The following is an 18,885-nucleotide window of genomic DNA, read 5'->3' as shown; positions in this document are numbered from 1 at the left end:
GTAGCACCTTCAGTCTCTATTTCGGCTTGCCGCTGGTCCACACCACGTTCTGGCCGTAGAGCGGCACGGTGGTGACCGACATTTTTGCCGAGCCATCCTGCACTTGGCGCGAATGCGAGAGGTAGATCAGCGTCTCGTTGGCCTTGTCGTAGATCCGGTTCACCACCTGCTTTTTCCAGATCAGGCTGATGCCTTGCTTGAACACCTCCTCGCCGGCCTCGCTCATGTCGATATCGCCAATGGTGATCGGCCCGGTCTGGCGGCAGGAGATCGAAGAATCGGACGGGTCCTCGAACCAGTTGCCTTTCTGCAGGCGGTCGATCATGCCACGGTCGAAATAGGAGACGTGGCAGGTCACGCCCTCGACCTTCGGATCCTTGATCGCCTCGACGATGATGTCGTTGCCGAGCCAATCGACGCCGACCTTGCCGACTTCCTCGGCGACGGCCGCGCCGGCACCAATGACCAGGCATGCGGCCAACGCGCCGCCAATCAATTTTCGCAAAGAGGCCTCCTGCGGTTCGAATTTTGCCGACCTCAGGTGGGACGAACGGCAGCGCTTTGCAAGCAGATCGCCTTCCCACTGGATTGCCGGTTGCGGCAACGCGACATCTTTGCGTCGGCGCGACCGAACCGCTAAGAGTGTTCGCCAAGCCAGGGCCTTCACGGCGCCAATATGGCGGCCGATGGAAATCACGACGGACTTTCACTGATGATGCGTTCAATTCTGGTCGGCATTCTGCTCTTGATGGCCGCAGGCATCGGCTGGCTCACCTTCGACTGGTACCGCGGACATTATGGCGGCGAGCCGTTCGGAGCGCCGTTTACGCTGGTCGACCAGAAGGGCGCGCCGGTCACCGAAGCCGCCTTTCGCGGCCACCCCAGCGTCGTTTTCTTCGGCTTCACGCATTGTCCGGAAGTCTGCCCGACCACGCTTTTCGAGTTGGCCGGCTGGCTGAAGACGATGGGCGACGACGGCAAGAATCTGCGCGCCTATTTCGTTACGGTCGACCCGGAGCGCGACACGCCCGAAATCATGAACACCTATGTCAGCAATTTCTCCGATCGCATCCTCGGCATCACCGGCGATCCCGACAAGGTCCACGCCATGGCCAAGTCCTTCGGTATCTACTGGAAGAAAGTCGACACGAACGACGGCGACTACACGATGGACCACACCGCTTCGGTGCTGCTGCTCAATGCCAAGGGCGATTTCGCCGGCACCATTGCCTATGGCGAAAGCCCGGACGCCGCCATCGCCAAGCTCAAACGGCTGGCGGCGGAAGGTTGACATATCCGGTAATGACGCAGACGCGTTTGTATTTCACCGCGGGCAAGATCGAGGCTGATCGCATCTTCGCGGCGCTCGGTGCGGCGTTCGACGATGAGGGCCTGCCGGTTGCGGTGCTCGAGGTCGACGAGGACCGCGACATCCACGAAGTATCGCTCTATGCGGACGACAACGTCGATGCGGTCGAGGCGCGGCTTAGGGACATCCTTGCCGGACTGTCGCTGTCGAAATCGATAGAGCGCGAAGCGCTGCCCGACATCGACTGGGTGGCGCGCTCGCTGGAGGGGTTGAAGCCGGTGCGGGCCGGGCGCTTCTTCGTCCATGGCGCGCATGACCGCAGGAAGCGCCACAGCGGTGAGCTCGCCATCGAGATCGAGGCCGGCCTTGCCTTCGGCACCGGCCATCACGGCACCACCGCCGGCTGCCTCGAAATGCTGGAGCAGGTCATAGAGCGCGAGCATCCGCGCAACGCGCTCGACCTTGGCACCGGCAGCGCGGTGCTCGCCATCGCGGTGGCCAAGCTCGCTCATATTCCAGTGCTGGCGACCGACATCGACCCGGTCGCCGTCAAGGTGGCCGCCGCCAATGCGCGGCTGAACCATGTCAAGGCGCTCATTGAAACGGTGGCTGCACCCGGTTTTCATCATCCGATCTTTGCCGCGCGTGCGCCCTTCGACCTGATAATTGCCAATATATTGGCGCGGCCGCTGATGCGGCTGGCGCCGCAAATGGCCGGGCATATCGCGCGCGGTGGCTCGATCGTTTTGTCAGGCATTCTCGAGCGCCAGCGCGACGCGGTGATCGCGGCCTATGTCGGCCAGAAATTCCGGCACGTCCGCACCTTGCACCGCGAAGGCTGGGTGACGATCCATCTCAAGCGCTGAGGCGCCGCGCCTTCAACGCATCCGCTCGGACCTAGCGAGAGTTCGCCGCTTTCTTCAGCTCTTCGCGATCGTAGCCGTGAGCTTTCAGCGTTTCGTCATCAAAGCCAAGCAAAACGCCGCTCACATACCGGCTCGCTTCGCGCTGGCGAGCTTCGATCAGCGCGTTCACAGCGCTTCTGAAAAATCCGCGTCTGGCTGAAATCGTGGACATGATGGTCTCCTTTGCAGGCAATAAGACACGTTCCTCCACGTTAAGAAGGTAAGCCTTGCTGACGCTTTTTGAAATCGCCGATTCTGCATGGCCTCCATGCGCAAAAAGAGGCTGTCGCGACCAGGCATGATCGTTCCGAAAATCGATTCCGATTTTCGAGGCCATGCGCTACGGTCGCGCCAGCATTCGAGGAGAGCCCACATGTTCCAGACCTTCGATTCCGCCGGCGATCCGGCCGTTGGCAAGCCGCGCGTGGCAATGCTACGCCAATGGTTGGCGGCGAATGGGCTGGACGGCTTCATCGTGCCCCGCGCCGACGAGCACCAGGGCGAATATGTCGCCGACCGCTCGGCACGGCTGAAATGGCTGACCGGCTTCAGCGGCTCGGCCGGCGTCGCCATTGTGCTTGGCAAGCGCGCCGCCATGTTTGTCGACGGGCGCTACACGCTGCAGGTGCGCCAGGAGGTCGATCTCGACATCTTTTCGATCGAGAGCCTTGTCGACAACCCGCCGGCCAACTGGATCAAGGACAATCTCGGCAAGGGCGTGCGGTTGGGCTTCGATCCATGGCTGCATACGATCAGCGACGTCAAGGCGCTGAGGGCCTCGGCCGTGAAGTCCGGCGCGATACTGGTGCCGCTCGAACAAAATCCGATCGACGCCATTTGGCAGGACCAGCCCGGGCCGCCACTGGCGCCGGTCGAGATCCACCCGATCGGCTTTGCCGGCGAACTGGCCAAGGACAAGTTGGTCCGGCTGGCGGCAGCCATCGAGAAGGAGGGCGCCACCCATGCCGTATTGACCGACCCCTCCTCCATCGCCTGGGCCTTCGACATCCGTGGTGGCGACGTGCCGCACACACCGCTGGCGCTCGGCTTTGCCGTGCTCGCCGCCGACGGATCGCATCTGCTTTTCATGGACCAGCGCAAGTTCTCACGCACCGTCGCAGCCTATCTGACGCAGCTCGCCGAATTGCACGAACCCGGTGAATTCGAAACAGCGATCGTCACCCTGGCCAAGGGCGGTGCAAAAATCGCGCTGGACCCCGCTCTGGCGGCGGAGAAGCTCAGCATGCTGGTCGAGGACAATGGCGGCACCGTCACTGCCGCACCGGATCCGGCCCGCATCCCACGCGCAACGAAGAACAAAGCCGAGATCGCCGGCGCCCGCGCCGCGCATCGCCGTGACGGAGCCGCCGTCGCCAAGCTGCTGTGCTGGCTCGACCGTCAGGAACCCGGCACGCTCGACGAGATCACCGTTGTCACCAGGCTCGAGGAGACGCGCCGGCAAACCGGCGACGAAACACAGATGCCGCTGCGCGACGTCTCGTTCGACACAATCTCCGGCGCTGGTCCCAACGGCGCCATCATGCACTATCGCGTCTCCCGCGCCACCAATCGCAAACTGGAGCATGGCGAGCTGTTCCTGCTCGATTCCGGCGGACAGTACCAGGACGGCACCACCGACATCACCCGCACAGTGCCGATTGGCGCGCCGACGGAAGAGATGCGCGAGCGCTTCACGCTGGTGCTGAAAGGCATGATCGGCATCTCCATGCTGCGCTTTCCACTGGGCACGCGCGGCTCCGAACTCGATGCCGTAGCGCGCCTGGCGCTATGGAGACACGGCTGCGATTTCGCCCATGGCACCGGGCACGGTGTCGGCTCCTATCTTGCCGTACATGAGGGCCCGCAGCGTATCGCCAAGACCGGCACCGAAAAGCTGCTGGCCGGCATGATCGTCTCCAATGAGCCCGGCTATTACAAGGAAGGTTCTTACGGCATCCGCATCGAAAATCTTGTCCTGGTCACTCCGGCTGAGATGGTCGAAGGCGGTGACATCGCCATGCATGGCTTCGAGACGCTGACGCTGGCGCCGATCGACAAGCGGCTGATCCGGTCGGATCTGTTGACGCGTGACGAGTTGCATTGGCTCGACGAATACCACGCGCGGGTGCTGGCCGAGATCGGACCGATGCTCGACGGCGAGACGCTGGCCTGGCTGGAAAAGGCAACCGCCCCGCTGCCGCACGACTTCAAGCAATAGCGGCGGCGGCAACGCCGGTTGACAGGCTTTGCTCCGCAAGCAGTTCTTGCAAAGCCGTGACGTTGGGAGAACCGGCTCCCTTGCGCCAGAACAACACCGTGACGGCGTTGTCTTCGTCAGAGGGCAGTTCGTGCAGCTTTAGCCAGCGGCTCTCCGGGAAACCCGAAAGCACACTTTTCGGCATCAGCGCTATGCCCATGCCAGCCACCACGCAACCAAGGATGGCATGGTATGAACCAAGCTCGATGGTTTTCTCGGCCATGAACCCTCTGCGCGCGTACCATTGTTCCAGCCGCTTGCGGTGCGGGCAGCCGTGCTCGAAGGCTATCATGGTTTTGGGCATGTCCAGGCGGTCGTCGATCGAAACGCGCGATGCCGCCGAGACAATGATCAGCTGCTCCTGGAATGCGGGCAGCTTTTCGAACGGAGCGTCGGCGATGGGCTCGGCGGCGAACGCCGCATCGAGCTCGCCGGCAAGCATGGCGGTCGCGAGAACCTGAGGATTGCCGGTGCGCAACTGGATTTCCACTTCGGGATAACGTGCGTGATAGTCGGCGAGCAGACTTGGAAGCCGGGCCGCGGCGGTGCTCTCCATGGCACCTAGGCGAAGCGTGCCGCGCGGGCGTGGATCGAGCATCGCCGTTCGCGCCTCCTCCGCAAGCGCCAGCAGCCGATCCGCATAGCCGACCAATTTGTGACCGGCCGGCGATACGTGCAGGCGCTTGCCCTCCCGGATAAACAGCTGCACGCCGAGATCCTCCTCGAGCTGCCGGATGCGTGTGGTCACGTTCGATTGCACGCGAAACAGTTTTTCCGCTGCCCTGGTGATTCCGCCCTCGCGCACCACCGTGCGGAAGATGCGCAGATCGGCCAAATCCATACATCTCTCCTGGAGAACGTAACGATCTTAATTATTCATTTTAGCTGATTAGCCCTTTCCCGTAAATCGTCGGTGTAGCTGCCTATCAAAACGGCAAACCAGGGGGAGATGGAAATGTCGCCCGAGCCCTTCGGCATCCAGCCGATCGATCTAAGCGCATTGACGCCAAAGCAGCGTGAAGCGCTCTATAGCGGCGCCGTGCGGCGCGCCCACCAGGAGAGAGCGGAGGCGATCCGGCTGAGCCTGTCGCAGGTCGCGTCGATATTCAAGAAACCTGCTGGCTGGGCAGGAGCTATTACATGGTTTGCAGCGCAGATGAGCACTGCGGCGAAGCCGCACGATCAGAAGTGGTGATTTTCGCAATGGCGGTGGGTCGGCTATCGACCGGACCCCAGCATCACCCTGAGTGCGAAGCCGACCTGGCTTGTGCTGCCCAACAACTGCGTGACCGACATCACACAGACGACGCCAATCTGCAGGGGATTGACCGCAGCCTTACTGCTGCCAACCGGCTTTCTTCAACAGATCCGCCATCTGGTCTGCCCAATGTGGATTGCGCAGCCTGAGCGGCGCCAAGGCATCGCCTGTAGGGTTCTCCATCTCCCGCATCAGTTCGACGCAAGATCTTGCCTCCGGCAGACGGCCAAGCGAGACGTAGCAGCAGGCGAGTGTTTCATAGGTGGGTCGCCACGTGGGACCGACCTTGCGAGCCTCAATCGCCGCGACGAGCCCCTCGTTTGCCTGCCCCGCAAATAGATAAGCGAGCGCCAGGACATTAAACCAGACGAAGTTCTGCGGATCGTACCGGTTCAACATAAGGCCGTGTTCGAGCGGCGCTATCGCTTCGGATGCGCTGCCGCGGAAAAGCTGCCCCATTCCCATAGCCAGATGACCAAGGGCGAAACTTGGGCTGATCTCGATCGCTCTTTCCGCAGCAAGAACGGCTTGTTCCTGCGCATTGGCATATATGCTGCAGATGGCGAGCGCATAATGCGAATAGGGATTTTTCTCGTCGAGCCGAACCGCCTTCAGGGCTGCATCCAGGCCTTCTCGGATATCCTGTGCCGGCTTGTCGCTCCAGCCGTAAGCGACGATGCCGGCGCTCACCCGACCGAGCCAGAGATGGGCCTCTGCGAGTTCAGGATCGAGCTTGCACGCCAGCCGAAATAACTCGCGGCCACGCAAGTGAGTTTGACGGCCGACGTGGTGAAAATGCCAGGTACCTTGCCGCACCAGGTCCCAGGCCGTCGCATTTCCGCTGTTGCGTCCAACGGCTGGGAGCGACTCCGTCTTGAGCAGTTCGGGTTCGATCGCACCAGCCACCCGCTCGGCTATGGCATCCTGGACGGCGAACGCCTCCGTCAGTTCCATCTCGTATCGTTCGGCCCAGATCTGATTGGCCGAGGCGGCATCGACCAGTTGCGTCGAGACCCGGATCTGCTGGCCGGACCGGCGCACACTTCCTTCCAAGACATAACGGGCGCCAAGCTCGCGGGCCACCTGTTTGGAGTCGACCGACTTGTCCTTATAGACGAAGCTGGAATTGCGCCCGATCACCCGGAACCATCGGAACCTTGTCAGCGCGGTGATGATGTCCTCGGTGATGCCGTCAGCCAGATAGGCCTGTTCCCTGTCGCCGCTGACATTGGCGAACGGCAACACCGCAATGGACGCCCTTTCGGAGAGACCCGCCAGTTGGCTCGGAAGCGCATCGTCTGCAGCGGGGTCAAGCACATGAACACTGCCGGCGAAGCGATATCCGGTGCGGGGGACGGTGGCGATCCATTCGCTGCCGTCCGGCTGCGGGCCGAGTAGCTTGCGCAGGGCGGCAATCTGCACCGAAAGATTGCTTTCCTCGACGACGGCATCGGACCAGGCGGCCTCCATGAGGGCCGTCCTGCTCAGCGCCTGCGTCGGTGCCTCCACCAGGGCCTGAAGCAACGACAAGCCTTTTTGCCCGACCGCAACTGGCTTGCCCTCGCGAACAAGCGTCCCGCGCAGCAGGTCGAGCACGAACGGCCCGAACGCGAAGCGTCGCGGTGCTGAAGCATCTCGCTTTCCGGCTTCGGAAGAATTCGGAACTTTTCGCCTCCTGTTAAGGACTTCGGACGGGGGACTGATCATTCTGGCCGTCCTTCGCACAGACTAACACAAATGGAGGTTCAAGATGATGATGTTGAAACAGCCGGCCGCAATGGACAGTGCTGCGCCCAGCGAGGGAAAGGCTTTGGTTGTTAGGGGCGGCGAGGCTTATCGGGCCGAACAGGGGTCGGACTATCTGCCGGGAATAAGTGCTGAGACCGTCGGAGCGAAGGCCCTTTGGCTGGGCGTCGCCTCAATCCCGCCGGGCAAGCGGACCAAAGCCCATGTCCATGCGCGCCACGAAACAGCATTTTATATGCTGAGCGGAGACGAGTTGGAGATGTGGAGCGGGGACGAACTGCAGTTTCGCGACCTCGTGCATCCCGGCGACTATCTCTACATTCCCGCCAACGTGCTTCACGTTGCCGTGAACCGGGCAAGCACGCCGGCCACCTTTATTGGCGCCCGCAACGAACCGACCGCACAGGAGAGTGTCATTCTCTTCCCGAAGATGGACGGCAAAATACCATAGAGCGGCGATCTGGCAGGAAGACAGGCGTACTCCGTCGGTCCACTACCCGACGAGCTGCCGCGCAAGGATCAGCACGGCAGCACCCGCCAGGAACATCGCCATCAGCCCGCCGCGCAGCGAGACCAGGCCGGCAACAATCAAGGCTGCCCATTCCGCCGGTCCGGCGCTGAGCGCCGCCGGCGCCACCAGCGTGGTCAGCACCGCCGCCGGCACGGCGCTGAGCCCGGCCTCGACGCGCGGATGGATATGGTCGAAGCGTGAGATCACCAGATGACCGCCGATGCGGGTCAGATAGGTCGCGATCGAAGCGGCGACGATGATCCACAAGGTCGTGCTCATGGCCGTGTCTCCACGCCGCTGTGGCGGGGCGGCAGGATGACGGCGAGCAGCACGCCGGCCAGCGCACCTATGGAGACATGCCAGGGCGAGCCGACGGTTTTGTACGCAATGATGGAGGCGGCAGCGCTGGCGATGACCACCGGCAGCCACAGCGGCCGCTTGCGGAAGCTCATGACCAGGCCGAGAAAATAGATCGGCAGCAGGAAGTCGATGCCCAGCACATGGGTGTCGGGAATAAGCTTGCCGAACATCGCGCCGAGCGCGCTTTCGATGACCCAGAACACATAGACCGGCAGCCCAAGCCCCATATACCAGGTAAACCCGACGGTTTCGCCGGCCTCCGCCTTGCGCTCGGCCATCGCGAACTGCGGATCAGTGAGCACGAAATAGCCTATCGCCTGCTGGATCAGTGGCCAATGCGCGATGCGCCGGCCGATACCGGCCGAATAGAGCACGTGGCGAAAATTCACCGCGAAGATCGACAGCACGATCAGCCACGGCGCGACATGCTGGCCGAACAGCTCGATGCCTACCATCTGGCTGGCGCCGCCGAACACCGTTGCGCTCATCAGGAACGCTTCGAGCACGGAAAACCCGTTGTCGACTGCGAGCGCCCCGAACAGCAATGCAAACGGCGCCGATGCCACCACGACGGGCATGCTGAGCCGCACGCCGTCCCAGAAATCGCTTTTCGCACTGTTTTCGGAGATTGCTTCCGCCGACATCAATCGCCTCCTCGGGACGGTCGTATGTAGGGAGGGCCGCCCTGCTTGTCACACCAATTCGATTGAGGCAAATGATCAGCGGAAGTGATGGCTGAGGCGGGCGGCAAGGCGCTCCAGTGCCAGTGGATAAAAATCAGACGCTTGGCACCTGGGAGGGCATATCCGTTTGCGCCCATCGGTCCTTGCCAAAAGTGGCGGCCACAGACCCAAGGCCAGAGGTGCTTCCCCAGAGGTGGTTGCAATGAGCGAATTTTTCATCGATCCAAAATTCGGCCGCCTGGCCTTCGGCGCCGATCCCGGCAGCTATCACGCGACGCGGCCTGGCTATCCTGATTGGGTATTCGAAATTCTATGTGAACGGTGCCGTCTCGCCCCTGGCACGGCGACGTTCGAGATTGGCGCAGGTACAGGAACTGCTACGCGCCGCTTACTCGAACTGGGCGCGAGCCCGATGCTCGCCATCGAGCCGGATTCTCGCCTCGCGACTTTCCTTTGCGAGACTATTCAGGACAAGGCGCTCTCGGTGAGCGTCTCTGCGTTTGAGGATGCCGTCCTTGAGAAGGCCGGTTTTGATCTCGGCGTCAGCGCCACTGCCTTTCATTGGCTGGATGAGGACACCGCGCTGGTCAAGGTCGCCGAGCTGCTTCGGCCGGGCGGCTGGTGGGCAATGGTCTGGAATGTATTCGGCGACAACAGTCGCCCCGATCCCTTTCATGATGCGACGAAGGCACTGCTTGAAGGGCCTTCGAGCCCTTCGGCGGGCTCAAATGGTATTCCGTTCGCCCTTGATGCCGAGGCCCGCGTGGCGGCGCTGGAGCGAACCGGCGCGTTCGATTCCATCGAACATGGGACAAGTGTCTGGTCGCTCGTCCTCGATCCTGACCAGACGGTCGCCCTCTATGCCACTTTTTCCAACATCAACATCCGCAGCGACCGCGAAGCAATCCTGGCGGAGCTGGGTCGCATCGTCCGCGACGAGTTCCAAGGCTCCATAACCCGCAACATGACCACCAGCCTCTACACTGCGCGGCGCATTTGACTGTCTGATTTATCCGCTAGCGCGGCGAAGCCTTGCCTTCGATCGCCCTGCCCCAGTCGAGCAGCGGTTTTGCCCGCATGACGAAGCCGACGAGTTCGTCGACCAATCCAGCTCCATAAATATCCGCCGGCTCGACTGCGTGCCGGACGGCAAAATGCCGATTGCGGATCGCGGCAGCGAGATCGGGCTCGGCGATATGCTCGAAGCCGCGCGGCGTGCGCTTCATGCAGCCGTCCGGGTCGAGCTCGAGGCCGTTCTTCTTCAGCGCCGCGACGAGGGTGCGGAATTCAGCCGGCCGCTTCGCGATCGCGTTGCGCAGCGCCAGCAATAGCTCCGGTCCGGGCTGCCACCAGGCAACGGCGGCAAAGCAGCGATCGAGCCCGATATGGACGTAAAACACGCCCTGTTCCATCTTGGTGCCGTCAGGCGAAAGGATCGCCGACAAATGCCGGTTATAAGGCCGTTTGTCCTTGGCGAAACGCACATCGCGATTAATCCGGAACAGCGACTTCTTGCGGTCGCCGCGCAGGCCGAGCCCCGCGGCCGTGAAGCGCTCGGAGAGCGTTTCGACCAGATCGCCGAAGGGGTCGCGCAGATCCCGTTCGAAAAGGTCGCGGTTTTCCAAAAACCACTCCCGGCTCTGATGAAAATCCAGCGCCTTGAGGAAGGGAATGGCCTTTTGCCCAAAACCGTTGAACGCAGCCGCCATCACGCGCCCTTGCCGATCCGCTGCAACCAGGTGTCCTCGTCGATCACCTCGATGCCGAATTTGGTCGCGTCCTTCAGCTTGGAACCGGCGCCCGGCCCCGCTACCAGGAGATCGGTCTTCGCAGAAACCGAGCCGGCGACCTTCGCGCCGAGACGTTCGGCCATCGCCTTGGCCTCGGGGCGCGTCATCTTTTCCAGCGTGCCTGTAAACACGATTGTCTTGCCGGCGACCGCACTATCGGCTGAGACGTTCACGATGTATGGCTTCGGGTGGACCTGTGTGAGCAGCGCTTCAAGCACGGCGTCGTTGCGTTCATTGCCGAAGAAATCGCGAAGCGCACCTATCACCGTATCGCCGATGCCGTTGATCGAAGGAAAAACGGTGTGTGGATCGGCTGCCGCTGCTGTCTCCTTGCCAATGCGGATCAACTCCTCGATCGTCGAGAAGGTTCGGGCAAGCACAGCGGCCGTCGTTTCGCCGATATGGCGGATGCCCAGCGCAAAGATGAAGCGATCGAGTTCCGGTTCGCGGCGAGCGTCGATGGCAGCGAAGAGCTTGTCGAGGCCGTCGTAGTTGCGTTCCTCGACACTGCGTACATTCTTGCGCGTCTTGCCCGACGCGGCCTCACGCTGCCTGGCCTGCTCTTCCCGCCGCTCGGCCAGCGCCTTGGTAACGGCGGGACGACGATCCCTGAGCGTAAAGATATCGGCGGCTGTCTTGATCAACCCGGCGTTGAAGAACAGATCTATGTTTTCAGCGCCCAGGCCTTCGATATCCATGGCGCCGCGTGACACGAAATGGCGCAATCCTTCCACGGCCTGCGCAGGGCAGATCAGTTCGCCGGTGCAGCGGCGGCGGGAATCCTCCTTGCCGGTCTTCTCGTTGATCTCGCGCGTTGCGGGTGAGCCGCAGATCGGACATTTGTGCGGGAATTCGTAGGGCACGGCATCTGGCGGACGCTTATCGGCTACGACGCTGACGATCTGCGGAATGACGTCCCCTGCCCGCTGGATGACCACTGTGTCGCCGATACGCACGTCATAGCCGTCGCGGATCGGCTGGCCGTTGCTGTCCAGACCCTTGATGTAATCTTCGTTGTGAAGCGTGACGTTTTCGACCACTACGCCGCCGACCGTGACGGGTGCAAGCCGGGCAACGGGCGCCAGCGTACCGGTACGGCCCACCTGAATGTCGATCCTGAGCACGGTTGTCATCGCCTGTTCGGCCGGAAATTTGTGGGCGATGGCCCAGCGCGGTTCGCCAGTGACGAAACCCCATCTGCGCTGCAATTCCAGCTGGTCGACCTTGTAGACGACGCCGTCGATGTCGTAGCCCAGTGATGAGCGCTGGGTCTCGATCAGGTGATAATGCGCGACCAGTTCCTCGACCGATCTTGCCCGGACCATCAGCGGGCTGACCTTGAACCCCCACTCCGCGAATTTCTGCACGGAATCGTACTGGGTCGGAGCCGGATCCTTTGTGGTAAAGCCCCAGGCGTAGGCAAAGAACTTGAGGTTGCGGCTGGCGGTAATAGACGGGTCCTTCTGACGGAGCGACCCGGCCGCGGTATTGCGCGGATTGACGTAATCCTGGCCGCCGATCGCCGCCGAGCGCTGCTTCAACGCCTCGAATTCCGCGTAGGTCATATAGACCTCACCGCGTATTTCGATGACCTCGGGCCAGCCCGATCCCTTCAAGGTCTTGGGAATGTCGGCGATGGTCCTCAGATTGGCGGTGATGTCCTCGCCAACGGCGCCGTCGCCGCGCGTTGCCCCCTGCACGAACACACCACCTTCATAACGCAGCGAAGCCGACAGCCCGTCGATCTTCGGCTCAGCCGTGAAGGCGATGTCCAGATCCTTGTCGCGATCAAAGAACCGCCGGCCACGTACGATGAAATCGGCGACATCCTGGTCGGTATAGGCCTTGGCGAGGCTGAGCATCGGCACCGCATGACGCACCTTGGCAAAGCCTTCCGCCGGTGGCGCGCCGACCCTGCGTGAGGGGGAATCCTCACGCAGCAAAGCAGGGAAGCGCTGTTCGATGGCGAGATTGCGCCGCGTCAGCGCGTCATATTCCGCGTCCGTGATTATCGGCGCGTCCTCGCCATGGTAGCGCCGGTCGTGCTCGGCGATCTCCTGCGCCAACCGCTTCAACTCGCTTGCCGCCTCGCTTTCGCTGAGCGAATCGACTGGTTTTTCGTCCATACACTGCTCCCTCCACGGTGGCGCGACACAATAGAACAGGATTCTCTCATGAGGGAGAGATCAGACACGGAAATCATTCCTGAACAGCAGGATGGAGCCAGACCCTGACTCAGGTCACGAGCGCCGGAAACGAACTCGTCTAGAGCAATTCCAGGAAAAGTGTGAAACGGTTTTCCGTCCGGAATTGCGCAAAACAAAGAGGTAGAGCGGTTCGGCGTGATGAACCGCTCTACGCTGCCGCGATGTTCTCCCGCAGCAAGCGCTCGGCCGCCGCGCGCGCCTCGTCGGTGATGGTGGCGCCGGCGAGCATGCGCGCGATCTCCTCCTGCCGCGCCGCCCGGTCCATCTCGGCGATGCCGGTCGACACCCGGTCGGCCCCGCCTGACTTGGAGATCAGGAAATGCGTCGCGGCGCGCGCCGCCACTTGCGGCGCGTGCGTGACCGAAAGCACCTGCACGCGCTTTGCCAGCCGCGCCAGCCGCTGGCCGATGGCGTCGGCAACCGCGCCGCCTACCCCGGTGTCGATTTCGTCGAAGACCAGGGTCGGCGCCGAGCCGCGATCGGCCAGCGCCACCTTGAGTGCCAGCAGAAAGCGCGAAAGCTCGCCGCCGGAAGCGACCTTCATCATTGGGCCGGGCCGGGTGCCGGGGTTGGTGCGCACCCAGAACTCGACCTGGTCGATGCCTTCTTCCATGCGGCTCCCGGCATCGCTTGCGATCTCGACGATGAACTCAGCCCGTTCGAGCTTCAGCGCCGGCAGTTCGGCCATTACCGCCTTGGTCAGCCCTGCGGCCGCCGCATGGCGAAGCGACGACAGCTGGGCCGCCGTAATGTCATAGGCCTGACGCGCAGCTGCAGCCTGTCTCTCCAGCGCATGCAGGCGCTCTTCGCCAGCGTCGAGATCGGTAAGGTCGGCCGCCATGGTGTCGCGCAGTTGCGCCAGATCGTCGACAGCGACGCTGTGCTTGCGCGAGGCGGCACGCAGCGCAAACAGCCGCTCCTCGGCCTTCTCCAGCCGCTGCGGATCATATTCAGTGGCGCGAAGTGCTGCTTCCACGCCCGACTGCGCCGCGTCGAGCGACAGCATCGCCTCGTCGAGCGATTTGACGACCTCTTCAAGCAAGCCGGGCGCTTCCGTCACCTTGCGCTGCAGCCGCCTGAGCAGGCTGGCCAACTGCGGCAAGGGTGAGGACGGGCCCGAGAGCACATCCTGCGCATCGTGGATTTCCGAGGCGATCTTTTCGGCACGCATCATCGAGGCGCGCAGTTCGGCGAGCTCGGTCTCTTCACCCGGTTGCGGATCGAGCCTGGTCAATTCGGCGACCGCCGCACGCAGATAATCGGCCTCGCGGGAAGCCGCCTCGACTTTGGCCCGGTGCCGTGAAAATTCCTGCTCGCAGGCGCGCCAGTGCCGCCACGCCTCGCCTGTTGCACGCGCGGCGCCCAGATGACCGCCGAAGCTGTCCAGCAATTCCCGATGCGCACCGGGATCGACCAAAGCGCGCTCGTCGTGCTGGCCGTGGATCTCGACCAGCGCATGGCCGACGTCGCGCATCAGCGTCACGCTGGACGGCTGGTCGTTGACGAAAACGCGCGTGCGGCCGTCCGCCGTCTGGACGCGGCGCAGGATGATGTCGCCGTCGTCCTCGATGGCGTTCTCGGCGAGCAGCATACGGGCCGGGTGGTTGCGCGGCACGTCGAACACAGCGATGACCTGGCCTTGTGCCGCGCCATGCCGCACCAGCGAGGCGTCGCCGCGGGCGCCAAGCGCCAGCGACAAGGCGTCGAGCAGGATGGACTTTCCGGCGCCGGTTTCGCCGGTCAGCACCGAAAGGCCGGACGAGAAGTCGATGTCCAGCTTCTCGATCAGAACGATATCGCGGATCGACAGCCTGGAGAGCATGGTGACGCGCCGCTCAGGCGCCGGTGATCAGCTTCCCGGCCTTGGAGATCCACGATCCGGCATTCTCGCGCGGCTCGAGCCCACCACTCTGCAGGAGCTTATAGGAGTCCTTGTACCACTGGCTGTCGGGATAGTTGGTGCCGAGCACGGCCGCGGCGGTCTGCGCTTCCGACGTCAGCCCCATCGCGTAGTAGCTCTCGGTCAGACGCGCCAGCGCCTCCTCGACATGGCGTGTGTTGGAATAGTTCTCCACCACGTTGCGGAATCGTTTGACGGCTGCGATGTACTCGCGGCGCTCGAGATAATAGCGGCCGATCTGCATCTCTTTGCCGGCGAGCTGATCGTTGGCGAAGCGGATCTTCTCCTTGGCGTCGTCGGCATATTCGGACGTGGGCCAGCGCGTCACCAGGTCCTGCATCGTCTGCACGGTAAGACGCGCTTCCTTCTGGTCCTGGGTGACGTCCTTGATCTGGCGGTAGTAGCTCAGCCCGATAATATATTGGGCATAGGCTGCATCGTCGGTCGACGGGTAAAGGGTCAGGTAGCGCTTGGCCGAACCGATCGCCTCGTCGTAATTGCCCTGACGGTAGTCGGCAAAGGCGCCCATCACCATCGATTTGCGGGCGAATTCCGAATACGGATGCTGGCGGTCGACGGCATCGAATTTGCGGCTTGCCTCCTGCAGGCGCCCGGCATTCAGATTGGCGAGACCCTGATTATAGAGCACGTCGGCCGGCTCGGTCTGATCGACATAGGTCGATAGATCGACGTCCTTCTCGGACGACATGCAGGCCGACAGAAACAGCGATGGAACGACGACCGAAAGCGCCAGGAAAACAGCCCGCCGCGGCGCCTTCGATTGACCAACTCGCTTGAAAAACATGATTGGATTCCGCCCTTTCGGCGTCATTTCAGTCGACGGCAGCAGCCATAAACCATAACCGCCTTGCCCGGCAACGCTATCCCCGGCCAATCGCACATTTTTGTGGCGGTTTGGCGCCACCTGGAAAGCTGTGCGATTTGGCCGGCCAGTGATGCATCCTTGCAACACAGCTGATCGCAATAAGAGCCGCAAAAACGTTAAGAATCAGATCATCCAGGGCGCAAAGAGGGGGGCATTGACAGCGCTCATCTCGGCGGCACGGCCGCGCTCGCGGCGCGTCGTCTCGACGATCTCGAAAGCCGAACGGTCGGACAAGAGACGGCGCAGCGCCGCGGCGTTCAGCCTGTGGCCACCACGATAGGAGCGGAAGCAGCCGATAAACCGGGCACCGGCGAGCGCCAGGTCGCCCATTGCATCCATCGTCTTGTGCCGCGCGAACTCGTTGGGATAGCGCAGGCCTCCCATGTTGATCACGCGGTTGTCATCGCCGATCACCAGCGAGTTCTCCAGCGAGGAGCCGAGCGCGTAGCCAGCTGCCCATAGCCGCTCGACGTCCTTCATGAACCCGAAAGTGCGGGCCCGCGCGACGTCGCGGCGGAAAATGTCGGCATTCATATCGGATGCGAAAAGCTGGCGGCCGATCGCCGGGCTTTCGAAATCGATCTCGATCTCGAAGCGCGTGCCATCATAGGGCCTGAACTCCGCCCAGCAGGCGCCGTTCTCGATGCGAACCGGCTTGACCACCCTGATGTAGCGACGCTTGACCGGCAGCGTTTCGATGCCTGCCTGGTCCATGGCCTCGATGAACATGACCGCGCTGCCGTCGAGGATAGGCACCTCACGGCCGTCGATTTCAATGACGAGATTGTCGATCCCAAGCCCAAAGAGCGTCGCCATCAGATGCTCGACCGTGGCAATGTGCTCGCCTTGCGGATCGCCAAGCATGGTGCAGAGGTCGGTGGCACCGACCTCGGAAACGAGCGCGCGAAATTCGTGGCTTCCGCTTGCATTCGAAAGCTGGAAGACGATACCCGTATCGGCATCTGCCGGCAGGAAATGGACGGTGACCGGATTGCCGCTATGGACGCCGATACCAGTCAGCGTCGCACGCGATTTAAGTGTCGTCTGATAGTCGTGCAAAACAATCCCCATAGCCCGTACTGCCTAGGTCCGCTTCATCTGCCCTGAGGGCGCGGCTCTTGATTGATCGGCAGGCAGGGCCACTTCCCCGAGACTCCCAGCAAACCGACTTTGGTCGGTGGCGAAGATAATGGTCCCACAGGGAGACTCCAAATCACGGTTTCTTACTCTTTGTAACTGCGGTCCAGCGCGGGATTGCCCCATAAGTCCTTGTTTTAAAATCGCTTTTAATATTAACAGGCGAACAGTTTCCTGCTCGCCTGTTAACAACTGTTACGAACCGTCAACAGATCAATTGGCCTGCCGGCGCAGGAAGGCGGGAATCTCCAGCTGATCGTCTTCCTGGACAGCCCGGCTCTGCGGCGTCAGTCGGCCCTGCTCGTCCAGCTGGCCGCGGCGCGGCGCGTAAAGCTGCGGATCCTGGCTGGCTAGGCGGCGCACTTCCGCCGGCGCCTGGCGCAGTTTCGGTTCGCGCGGCTGCGCCGGCTGCAGCCGTGCAGGTTCCTCTTCGCGGCGGGTTAGGCCGTTGGTCAGGCGCTTGAGCAAGCCCATCGGGCCGCTGTTCTCGTGGTCGGCCGGGCGGGCCTTGGCTTCCACTTCAGCCTTCACCTGCGGCGGGAAATCCTCTACCCGCGGCATGCGCTGGGGTGCCGCGGCAATCGGCTGCGGCATTTCACGATGCGGAGCCGGCTGCATCGCTTGCTGAACCACTGGCTGCATCATCGGCTGCGGCTGAGCGGGAGGCGCCTGGAAGATCTTGCTCTGCGGACGGAAGTCTTCCGAATGCGCGACCGGTGCCGGGCGGGCCTGCGCCATCGCTGCCGCATTCGCCTCGGCGAGCTGAATGGCCTCGGCGACCGGATCGGCAGCACGTGGTTCATAGATCGGCTGCTGGACAGGCGCCGGGCGCATTTCCGTGACCTGAGCCGCCGGGCGGCTGACCGGCTTCGGCGGAGCCGTGCGGATGGCGATCGGCGCTGCAGCGATTTCGGCCGCCGATTTGTCGATGCCGGTGGCGACCACCGACACGCGGATAACGCCTTCGAGTTCCTCATCGAAGGTGGCGCCCAGAATGATGTTGGCGTCCTGGTCGACCTCTTCGCGAATGCGGGTTGCGGCCTCGTCGACTTCGAACAGTGTCAGGTCGCGGCCGCCGGTGATCGAGATCAGCAGGCCCTTGGCGCCCTTCATCGAGGTCTCGTCGAGCAGCGGGTTGGCGATGGCGGCTTCCGCGGCGGCCATTGCGCGGCCCTCGCCCGAAGCCTCGCCGGTTCCCATCATCGCCTTGCCCATTTCGCGCATGACCGAGCGGACGTCGGCGAAGTCGAGATTGATCAGGCCTTCCTTGACCATCAGGTCGGTGATGCAGGCGACACCCGAATAGAGCACCTGGTCGGCCATGGCGAAGGCGTCGGCGAAGGTCGTCTTGTCATTGGCCAGCCGGAACAGGTTCTGGTTGGGAATGACGATCAGCGTATCGACACATTTCTGCAGTTCCTCGATACCCATGTCGGCCGTCTTCATGCGGCGCTGGCCTTCGAAGTGGAACGGCTTGGTGACGACGCCGACGGTAAGGATGCCCTTTTCGCGGGCAGCGCGCGCGACCACGGGCGCCGCCCCGGTGCCGGTGCCGCCGCCCATGCCGGCGGTAACGAAGCACATATGCGTGTTCGAGAGATGATCGATGATCTCGTCGATGCACTCTTCCGCCGCCGCGCGCCCGACTTCAGGCTGCGATCCGGCGCCGAGACCCTCGGTGACATGCGCACCGAGCTGGATCAGCCGCTCGGCCTTCGACATCGTCAGTGCCTGCGCGTCGGTGTTGGCCACCACGAACTCGACGCCGCGCAAGCCGGCGGTGATCATGTTGTTGACGGCATTGCCGCCGCCGCCGCCGACACCAAACACGGTGATGCGCGGCTTGAGCTCGGTGATGTCCGGCTTCTGCAGATTGATGGTCATTGTCTTCGTCCTTTGCCTTTCCCGCCGCTTCGCCGCCGCGGCCGCCTATGGG

The 18,885-nt window shown here is 62.7% G+C and carries 18 protein-coding genes; 6 read left to right on the top strand and 12 right to left on the bottom strand.

All coding sequences use genetic code 11. From position 1 onward, the window contains the following. Positions 1-16: 16 nt before the first annotated feature. Positions 17-505: a CreA family protein gene (locus NKH05_RS19475; protein WP_023721178.1), complete on the bottom strand. Its 489-nt coding sequence runs from the start codon at positions 503-505 to the stop codon at positions 17-19. 207 nt (positions 506-712) lie between these two features. Here NKH05_RS19475 and NKH05_RS19470 point away from each other — a divergent pair, with 207 nt between their 5' ends. Both NKH05_RS19470 and NKH05_RS19465 read left to right on the top strand, forming a co-directional pair. After that, entirely contained in the window at positions 713-1,291 is a 579-nt protein-coding gene (locus NKH05_RS19470; RefSeq protein ID WP_352495129.1) for an SCO family protein, read from the top strand. An 11-nt stretch (positions 1,292-1,302) separates the two neighbouring features. After that, positions 1,303-2,175 carry a 50S ribosomal protein L11 methyltransferase gene (locus NKH05_RS19465; RefSeq protein ID WP_023721180.1) on the top strand — a complete coding sequence of 291 codons (873 nt, stop codon included), beginning with the start codon at positions 1,303-1,305 and terminating at the stop codon, positions 2,173-2,175. A 31-nt stretch (positions 2,176-2,206) separates the two neighbouring features. Here NKH05_RS19465 and NKH05_RS19460 read toward each other — a convergent pair whose 3' ends face one another. Beyond that, a complete protein-coding gene (locus NKH05_RS19460; protein ID WP_353025895.1) occupies positions 2,207-2,551 on the bottom strand; it encodes a hypothetical protein in 345 nt (114 codons plus the stop codon). Positions 2,552-2,587: 36 nt separating this feature from the next. Between NKH05_RS19460 and NKH05_RS19455 the strand changes: the two genes are divergently transcribed. After that, positions 2,588-4,432, top strand: a complete 1,845-nt coding sequence (locus tag NKH05_RS19455; protein WP_023721182.1) for an aminopeptidase P family protein — start codon at positions 2,588-2,590, stop codon at positions 4,430-4,432. Here NKH05_RS19455 and NKH05_RS19450 read toward each other — a convergent pair. Then, on the bottom strand, positions 4,422-5,312 hold the full coding sequence (locus NKH05_RS19450) for a LysR family transcriptional regulator (RefSeq protein ID WP_352589890.1): 891 nt from the start codon (positions 5,310-5,312) through the stop codon (positions 4,422-4,424). The two genes, NKH05_RS19455 and NKH05_RS19450, sit on opposite strands and share 11 nt — an antisense overlap. Before the next feature lie 114 nt (positions 5,313-5,426). Here NKH05_RS19450 and NKH05_RS19445 point away from each other — a divergent pair, with 114 nt between their 5' ends. Further along, entirely contained in the window at positions 5,427-5,666 is a 240-nt protein-coding gene (locus NKH05_RS19445; RefSeq protein ID WP_353025894.1) for a hypothetical protein, read from the top strand. A gap of 141 nt (positions 5,667-5,807) precedes the next feature. Here the strand turns inward: NKH05_RS19445 and NKH05_RS19440 are convergent, their stop codons facing one another. Next, entirely contained in the window at positions 5,808-7,325 is a 1,518-nt protein-coding gene (locus NKH05_RS19440) for a winged helix-turn-helix domain-containing tetratricopeptide repeat protein (protein ID WP_023721185.1), read from the bottom strand. 154 nt (positions 7,326-7,479) lie between these two features. On the opposite strand from NKH05_RS19440, the gene NKH05_RS19435 reads away from it, so the two are divergent. After that, entirely contained in the window at positions 7,480-7,926 is a 447-nt protein-coding gene (locus NKH05_RS19435) for a cupin domain-containing protein (RefSeq protein WP_502895805.1), read from the top strand. A 42-nt stretch (positions 7,927-7,968) separates the two neighbouring features. Here the strand turns inward: NKH05_RS19435 and NKH05_RS19430 are convergent, their stop codons facing one another. After that, positions 7,969-8,265, bottom strand: a complete 297-nt coding sequence (locus tag NKH05_RS19430) for an AzlD family protein (RefSeq protein ID WP_023721187.1) — start codon at positions 8,263-8,265, stop codon at positions 7,969-7,971. Next, positions 8,262-8,990 carry an AzlC family ABC transporter permease gene (locus tag NKH05_RS19425; RefSeq protein WP_023721188.1) on the bottom strand — a complete coding sequence of 243 codons (729 nt, stop codon included), beginning with the start codon at positions 8,988-8,990 and terminating at the stop codon, positions 8,262-8,264. The genes NKH05_RS19430 and NKH05_RS19425 overlap by 4 nt, the downstream gene beginning before the upstream one ends. Before the next feature lie 241 nt (positions 8,991-9,231). Here NKH05_RS19425 and NKH05_RS19420 point away from each other — a divergent pair, with 241 nt between their 5' ends. Next, positions 9,232-10,029, top strand: a complete 798-nt coding sequence (locus tag NKH05_RS19420) for a class I SAM-dependent methyltransferase (RefSeq protein WP_352495125.1) — start codon at positions 9,232-9,234, stop codon at positions 10,027-10,029. A 16-nt stretch (positions 10,030-10,045) separates the two neighbouring features. On the opposite strand, the gene NKH05_RS19415 is transcribed toward NKH05_RS19420, so the two are convergent. The 6 genes from NKH05_RS19415 to ftsZ all read right to left on the bottom strand — a co-directional run bounded on the left by NKH05_RS19415 (position 10,046) and on the right by ftsZ (position 18,833). Continuing rightward, positions 10,046-10,738, bottom strand: a complete 693-nt coding sequence (locus NKH05_RS19415) for a DUF2461 domain-containing protein (protein WP_352894163.1) — start codon at positions 10,736-10,738, stop codon at positions 10,046-10,048. Beyond that, positions 10,738-12,945 (bottom strand): NAD-dependent DNA ligase LigA, encoded by a 2,208-nt coding sequence (ligA, locus tag NKH05_RS19410; RefSeq protein ID WP_023721191.1) that lies wholly within the window; start codon positions 12,943-12,945, stop codon positions 10,738-10,740. Before ligA ends, NKH05_RS19415 begins: the two co-directional genes overlap by 1 nt. 229 nt (positions 12,946-13,174) lie before the next feature. Further along, entirely contained in the window at positions 13,175-14,848 is a 1,674-nt protein-coding gene (recN, locus tag NKH05_RS19405) for a DNA repair protein RecN (RefSeq protein WP_352495123.1), read from the bottom strand. 13 nt (positions 14,849-14,861) lie between these two features. Then, positions 14,862-15,731 (bottom strand): outer membrane protein assembly factor BamD, encoded by an 870-nt coding sequence (locus NKH05_RS19400; RefSeq protein ID WP_352456160.1) that lies wholly within the window; start codon positions 15,729-15,731, stop codon positions 14,862-14,864. A 204-nt stretch (positions 15,732-15,935) separates the two neighbouring features. Beyond that, positions 15,936-16,883, bottom strand: a complete 948-nt coding sequence (gene lpxC, locus NKH05_RS19395; RefSeq protein ID WP_352481535.1) for a UDP-3-O-acyl-N-acetylglucosamine deacetylase — start codon at positions 16,881-16,883, stop codon at positions 15,936-15,938. 279 nt (positions 16,884-17,162) lie between these two features. After that, a complete protein-coding gene (gene ftsZ, locus NKH05_RS19390) occupies positions 17,163-18,833 on the bottom strand; it encodes a cell division protein FtsZ (protein ID WP_023721195.1) in 1,671 nt (556 codons plus the stop codon). Between the last annotated feature and the right edge of the window lie 52 nt (positions 18,834-18,885).

Source organism: Mesorhizobium sp. M1399 (genome assembly GCF_040317735.1).
Classification (GTDB): domain Bacteria; phylum Pseudomonadota; class Alphaproteobacteria; order Rhizobiales; family Rhizobiaceae; genus Mesorhizobium.
The sequence above is the reverse complement of the archived record's forward strand: the minus strand, read 5'-3'. Positions and strand labels throughout refer to the sequence as shown.